This is a genomic window from Enterobacter cloacae complex sp. IR5422 (assembly GCF_049238165.1).
Classification (GTDB): Bacteria; Pseudomonadota; Gammaproteobacteria; order Enterobacterales; family Enterobacteriaceae; genus Enterobacter; species Enterobacter roggenkampii.
Genome location: NZ_JBMKHT010000050.1, coordinates 19911 through 27204, shown reverse-complemented (window position 1 = coordinate 27204; position 7294 = coordinate 19911). Strand labels below are relative to the sequence as shown.

The following is a 7294-nucleotide window of genomic DNA, read 5'->3' as shown; positions in this document are numbered from 1 at the left end:
CTTGAACAGGACGTGGTGATTTTTCAGGACAGTCAGCAGCAGTATGAATTTGGCGTCACGCTGCCATTACGCAACCAGGCCGGGATGAGTGACAGCGGGCAGGAGAGCATCTGGGATATTCAGACCGCATACAATGTCGTGAGTGGAAGTGTGGCCACCCGGGACTACAACTACCGTGAAGCGCTGACGCCTCAGGACAGCGCCGAAAGTATTTTTAGCAGGGAAGGGATCACCACCGGAGAAACGTACCATTATGCGGAACCCTTCCTGACCGCTGGCGACGCTGAAAGCCCGGAGACCGGGGCGAATTTCGCCCGTCTGCGTCACGAACGTATGCTGAACGCGCAGTATCGCGTCAGCGGGCATTCCTCCAGCCCTCATCTGGCTCCGGGTCAGGTACTGGAAACGGACGGAACGCTCCCCGATGCCGTCAGGGAAGGCATCGTCATCACCAAGGTGCGCACCAGTGGTTCGCGCAAAAGTAGCTTTACGCTGACGTTTGAGGGTATCCCCTACAGTGAAACCGTCTGTTATCGTCCGGCACTGCTCAGTCGCCCGGTGATATCCGGCTCGCTGCCTGCCCGGGTGGAAAGCACACAGAAAGGCGACACCTATTCCTGGCTCGACCCGGACGGGCGATACCGGGTGAAACTGGACTTTGACCGCAACAGTGCTGAACAGGGTTATGCGTATCTGTGGCTGCGGCTGGCTAAACCGTATGCCGGTGATAAGTACGGATTCCACTCACCGCTTCTCGACGGAACGGAAGTGGCCGTCGTATTTGACGGCGGAGACCCGGATCGTCCCTACATCGCTTATGCCCTGCATGATTCAGAACACCCGGACCACGTCACCAGTGACAACCATACGCGGAATGTGTGGCGCACGCCGGCGAACAATAAGCTGCGGATGGAGGACAAGCGCCAGGAAGAGCATATCAAGCTCGCGACGGAATACGGCAAAACGCAGCTGAACATGGGACACCTGGTCAATGGCCAGCGTGAGAAGCGCGGCGCCGGTTTTGAACTGCGTACGGACGAGCATGGCGCAGTGCGTGCGGCAAAAGGGCTGTTCCTGACGGCGGATGCCCAGGCCAGAGCCCAGGGGCCGGTGCTGGAAATGGCGCCTGCGATAAGTCAGATTAACCAGGCCAACAGCCAGATGCAGGCGCTGAACAGCGCCGCCGAAGCCGCCGGAGCGCTGGCCTCTGACATCAATACCCAGATTAGTCTCGTAACCGACAAAATCAGGGACCTCCAGTCTGCGGTCCTGCTGGGGAGTGCGCCGCAGGGGGTGGCACTGACCTCAGGTGAACACCTTCAGCTCAGCAGCACCCGCAATACCATGATCAATGCAGGCCAGCATCTTGATGTCGGTGCGATGAAAAATCTGTCCGTGAGCGTTGAAAAAGCGCTTGGGTTGTTTGTGCATAAAGACGGGGCGAAGCTGGTTGCTAACCAGGGGGACGTTGAAATTCAGGCGCAGCACAACACGATGGCGCTTATGGCAAAGCAGCAGGTGATGATAACCAGCACTGAGGACGGGATTTCCATCAGCACGCCGGAAACGCTGACGCTGAATGGCGGCGGATCGTATATGAAGCTGAGTAAAAACGGGATTGAGCATGGTTCTGAGGGGATGATGGTAATGAAAGTGGCGAACTATCTGGTTCCCCGTACCGGGGCATCCTTGAACGGTGTCACGGAGACGTTCAGGAAAACCACACTGGAACTGGTATCACCGCCGCGGCGCGGACGGTTTTCACGATAAGGAGCGGCTATGAAAATCAGTTACCCGCTCAGGGACACCAGCGGCAAAGAATTTCGCTCAGTGGAAGATGTTATGCGGCTTATCGACGGGGAAGCGCACGGGACATGGCTGCTGGGTGCGAACGGCCTGTGGCATGGCGGGATCCATATCAGTGATATTTCTAATCCCTTTTCAGCCCTGAACCCTGATGCGATCAATACCGGGGAACCTGTGCCGCTCCAGTTTATGGCAGACGGTATTATTGTGGCGTACCGGTTAAACAATGAATATCTGACCGCTCCGTACTGTGGACAACAACTGCGTTACAGCAGCAGCTTTGTGCTGGTGAAATCGCAGTGCAAACCTGACCCGCAAAAGGAAAAGAGCTGGCTGGAGTTTTACAGCCTGTATATGCATCTGGCTCCGGTCGCTGATTACCCGAAATCTCTCTGCTATAAAGTCAGGGACGGTCACAGTGGTATACGGTTACGCCAGTATAAAAACGGGCAACACGGGTTACCGGAGGGGACGCCGGACAAGGGTGAGGCCGGGACATATCCCGCTCCGGCGAAAACGGAAAAGAGCCTGAAGGCAGGCGACCGTTTTGTATCCTCCCGGACGGGGCATTTTTACGTCACGAAGAATGGCAAAGCTACCCTGACAACCTTTGGCCTGGTCCGTTTACTGAAAGAGAATATTCCGGGCAAAGAACAGTACTGGGTAACGCTGGAGCCGGAGCTGGTGGAGCCGGATGGCGAAATGCAAGCGCTGATGCCGGAATGGATGCAGAAGGCAAAACAAAAAGGTGCTTTTGACTCCGTGGAACTGACGGAAGGAACGGAGGAATGGAAGGTCAGCGCCGGAACGTCCGTCGGGTTTATGGGATGTACGGAATCCCCGGGTGAGGGGAATCAACTCGTGGACAGGGAATGGTTTGTCCATCTGGAAGTGCTGAGTACGGACAGCAGAATGCCCGGATTTTTAGCCAATCCGGCGTGTGTGAAGGGTGAAAAAAGGTCAGTTCTGGCGCCAAAGGGAAAAGTGCTGTTTACCCGACAGGATGCAGCGGGACAACCGGTATTTACCGCAACATCGGCCAGACTGAGCGCACAGTGTTTTATCTCCCGGGAATCAGCAACGCCTGTCGCGGATGAGTCGCAAAAATGGTGGTATAAAATCAACGGGAGCGGCTGGTTGCCACAAAGTGATGTTGAGGAAGTTAACCAGTACGATTTAGAGAAACTCGGGTTTCAGGCGCTGGAGGAAAGCAGCAGCGGCGATGTGATGAACAGCCCGTATGAAAGCTGGGTACCTCAGGCGTTTGGGGCGATAAGCCGAACCGCTGAACAGGGCGCGGGGTATCAGTACGGTCTGGTACCGCAATTTTATCGTGACCTGATGGCGGAGATGGACAGCAACCGTGACGGGAAAGTGACTGCAGAGGAAATCAGGCAGGCGCTGGCAGTGCGCGATCCGCTGGTGAAGAATGTGGTCAACCGGCTGGTGGTCAAACATCACAGCGAGTGGTGTGATGGCCGTTCGACAGGCCGCTGGGAAGGGTTTTATAAGGATCTGGACTCGCTGGAAGTGAAGTACTGTGAGAAGTGGCAGGCAGACCTGGAGTGGATGAGCAAGGTGCCGCCGTTTGATAAGGATGAGGCGGTGTGGCATTTTCATCCGGTGGTTTTTTTGAATGAATTATTATCTTCAAAACTTATTACACTGGAAATGGTTCTTGCGGCAAATCTAAATGAAAATAAAATTCAATGTGAAAGGGTTCTACCTTATCTCAATAAATATGCAAGAGCCTATAAGATGGAAGATAAAAAAGAAATTGCACACTTCCTGTCTCAAATTGGGCATGAAAGTGGTTTTAGTATAACAGAGGAAAATCTAAATTATAGTGCTAAAGGGATGCGAAGGATTTTTGGGTGCATTAAAGGTCCTGCCCAATATAATAAAAATACTGATGATTGCAACTTGGGACGTTTAAGAGACAAACTCTGGACTCAGGAATCTTTGTATGCGCATAACCCAAAAAATTTGGCTAATTATGTTTATGCCAGTCGAATGGGTAACGATGGAGAATCTTCTGGGGATGGTTATAAATACAGGGGGCGAGGGATGATTCAGTTGACTGGTAAAGATGGCTACAGATTTTTTACTAATAAACATAATGAAATGAATCCGGATGATAAGAGAGACTTTGTCGAACAACCTGATCTAGTGATAAGTGATACTGAATATGGTGTAGAGTCAGCGTTTTCCTTTTGGGTAAGTAAAGGACTAAACAAAACTGCCAGAGCATTGAGTGTGCAAGAAGTCACGCAAATAGTTAATGGTGGCCAGAATGGTTACCCTGATCGCTTACAGAGGTTTAATGCAGTGGCCCCATTATTAAGAGTCGATAAGGAGTGATTTATGCGTGGCTTTATTTTTGGGTTATCTTTGTTGATTTCTTCTTTTTATGCCCTAGCTAAAACCGACATAGTACAAGGGCCATTTAAGTTAGATGCTAATGATAGTGTTTATATTAAGAAGGAGGATGATGTTAATTATCCATTAGCTCTTTATTTCGAAACTAATGGTAATAGTATCAAAGTGGAGTCTTATGAGGTCGATGGTAGTGAACCTCATGTGGAAACAGTTTTTTTTACTAAAATAAATAATAAAAAAAATGTAATTGTATTAATTTCATGGGAGCAACTGCACTCTGCGGAAAAGATAAATGGAACTGCGTATCAAGTTTATGGTTATAACTATTCCCTTAATAGCCTTTCTATAAATCCTTCTATAAAAAAAGACCAGAATCTTAATGGCCTTAATGGAGAGTTTAATGGTGAAGAGTTACATTTCAAATATAAAAATGCAGCAGAAATCAAGACGTATCTACAATCCCATTATAAATAATTCCGGAAAGCTTTGGTGCGACTCGTTAAGCTAAAGACACATCCAGCTCAAAGGATTTAAGGCGGATTTGAAGAGAAAGATGAAAAGTACAGCGATGGACAAAGAATACTTTACTTCAGTCCTTGCAGGCTACGGGATCTCGTAATCTTGCCCTACCAGGGATGAGGAAGAAGGCATCGTGCTGATATTTGAGGAACAGGAAGAAGGAACGCGGCAATGAGTGGATCACTGATGAATAAAGGACTCAGTCTGACAGAAAAGCTGATCGGCCAGTCACGGTATCGTATTAACGTTCATGGCTGCACGGAATTTCTGGATGTGTTGCGTTACAGCGCGGTGGAGTCCCTCAGCCAGCCCTGGCGGTATGACGTGGCGGTCACCTGTTCCTCGGCGGATATTGCCTGCGACACGTTGCTGCTGAAGCCGGCATCATTCACTTTTCAGACCCCGGTGTTTGACGGAATACCGGCGCTGCCGGTCCGGACGGTTTATGGGGTGGTGGAGTCATTTCGCCGGATATCCACATCCGGTGAGGATACCCGTTACGCACTGACGCTGGTTCCCCGTATCGCGCTTCTTGGCTTTACAAAGGGCAGCCAGATTTATCTCAACCTGTCGGTCACGGAAGTCGTTGAACAGGTACTGCGTAAACACGGTCTGGAAGGACAGGACTTTGAGTTCCGGCTCTCCCGCGAATACCCGTCCCGGGAGCTCATCACCCAGTGGCGGGAAACTGACCTGGCGTTTATCCAGCGCCTGCTTGCCGAAGTGGGCATTTACTGGCGTTATGAAATGGACAGCCGACTTGAACAGGACGTGGTGATTTTTCAGGACAGTCAGCAGCAGTATGAATTTGGCGTCACGCTGCCATTACGCAACCAGGCCGGGATGAGTGACAGCGGGCAGGAGAGCATCTGGGATATTCAGACCGCATACAATGTCGTGAGTGGAAGTGTGGCCACCCGGGACTACAACTACCGTGAAGCGCTGACGCCTCAGGACAGCGCCGAAAGTATTTTTAGCAGGGAAGGGATCACCACCGGAGAAACGTACCATTATGCGGAACCCTTCCTGACCGCTGGCGACGCTGAAAGCCCGGAGACCGGGGCGAATTTCGCCCGTCTGCGTCACGAACGTATGCTGAACGCGCAGTATCGCGTCAGCGGGCATTCCTCCAGCCCTCATCTGGCTCCGGGTCAGGTACTGGAAACGGACGGAACGCTCCCCGATGCCGTCAGGGAAGGCATCGTCATCACCAAGGTGCGCACCAGTGGTTCGCGCAAAAGTAGCTTTACGCTGACGTTTGAGGGTATCCCCTACAGTGAAACCGTCTGTTATCGTCCGGCACTGCTCAGTCGCCCGGTGATATCCGGCTCGCTGCCTGCCCGGGTGGAAAGCACACAGAAAGGCGACACCTATTCCTGGCTCGACCCGGACGGGCGATACCGGGTGAAACTGGACTTTGACCGCAACAGTGCTGAACAGGGTTATGCGTATCTGTGGCTGCGGCTGGCTAAACCGTATGCCGGTGATAAGTACGGATTCCACTCACCGCTTCTCGACGGAACGGAAGTGGCCGTCGTATTTGACGGCGGAGACCCGGATCGTCCCTACATCGCTTATGCCCTGCATGATTCAGAACACCCGGACCACGTCACCAGTGACAACCATACGCGGAATGTGTGGCGCACGCCGGCGAACAATAAGCTGCGGATGGAGGACAAGCGCCAGGAAGAGCATATCAAGCTCGCGACGGAATACGGCAAAACGCAGCTGAACATGGGACACCTGGTCACTGGCCAGCGTGAAAAGCGCGGCGCCGGTTTTGAACTGCGTACGGACGAGCATGGCGCAGTGCGTGCGGCAAAAGGGCTGTTCCTGACGGCGGATGCCCAGGCTAAAGCCCAGGGGCCGGTGCTGGAAATGGCGTCTGCGATAAGTCAGATTAACCAGGCCAACAGCCAGATGCAGGCCCTGAACAGCGCCGCTGAAGCCGCCGGAGCGCTGGCGAATGACATCAATACCCAGATAAATTTTGTGACTGACAAAATCAGGGACCTCCAGTCTTCGGTCCTGCTGGGGAGTGCGCCGCAGGGGGTGGCACTGACCTCAGGTGAACACCTTCAGCTCAGCAGCACCCGCAACACCATGATCAATGCAGGCCAGCATCTTGATGTCGGTGCGATGAAAAATCTGTCCGTGAGCGTTGAAAAAGCGCTTGGGTTGTTTGTGCATAAAGACGGGGCGAAGCTGGTTGCCAACCAGGGAGACATCGAGATTCAGGCTCAGCATAATAGGATGGCACTGTTTTCTGAAAAACAGCTGACGGTGACCAGTAGTGAAGACGAAATTATTATCAGCACCCCGGAAACACTGACGCTTAATGGTGGCGGGTCTTATCTGATGCTGAGTAAGAACGGCATTGAACACGGCTCATCTGGTGAGTTCATTATGAAGACGTCTGACTATCTGGTACCAGGCTCAGGCGCAAACCTTCCCAACGAAACACCCAATTTCAGCCTGACGGATATCACTCAGGAAAGCAAAATCAGCAGCAAGTCATTTAATGATTGAGCAGAAAACCATTTAGTGGTCGATTTCTTAAACACTCTGAAGTGAAGCCGTTCATAACAAG

The 7294-nt window shown here is 52.0% G+C and carries 4 protein-coding genes; all 4 read left to right on the top strand.

Translation table 11 applies throughout. From position 1 onward, the window contains the following. Positions 1 to 1770, top strand: a 1770-nt coding sequence (locus ACOTXT_RS19090; protein ID WP_421625415.1) for a DUF2345 domain-containing protein, incomplete at its 5' end; no start/stop codon positions are given. A 9-nt stretch (positions 1771 to 1779) separates the two neighbouring features. Continuing rightward, the gene (locus tag ACOTXT_RS19085; protein ID WP_333164525.1) at positions 1780 to 4167 is read left to right on the top strand and encodes a hypothetical protein; all 2388 of its coding nucleotides are present in this window, start codon (positions 1780 to 1782) and stop codon (positions 4165 to 4167) included. Between the two features lie 3 nt (positions 4168 to 4170). Further along, positions 4171 to 4659: a hypothetical protein gene (locus ACOTXT_RS19080; RefSeq protein WP_320733776.1), complete on the top strand. Its 489-nt coding sequence runs from the start codon at positions 4171 to 4173 to the stop codon at positions 4657 to 4659. Positions 4660 to 4875: 216 nt separating this feature from the next. Then, on the top strand, positions 4876 to 7233 hold the full coding sequence (locus tag ACOTXT_RS19075; RefSeq protein WP_333164517.1) for a type VI secretion system tip protein VgrG: 2358 nt from the start codon (positions 4876 to 4878) through the stop codon (positions 7231 to 7233). Positions 7234 to 7294 lie beyond the last annotated feature (61 nt).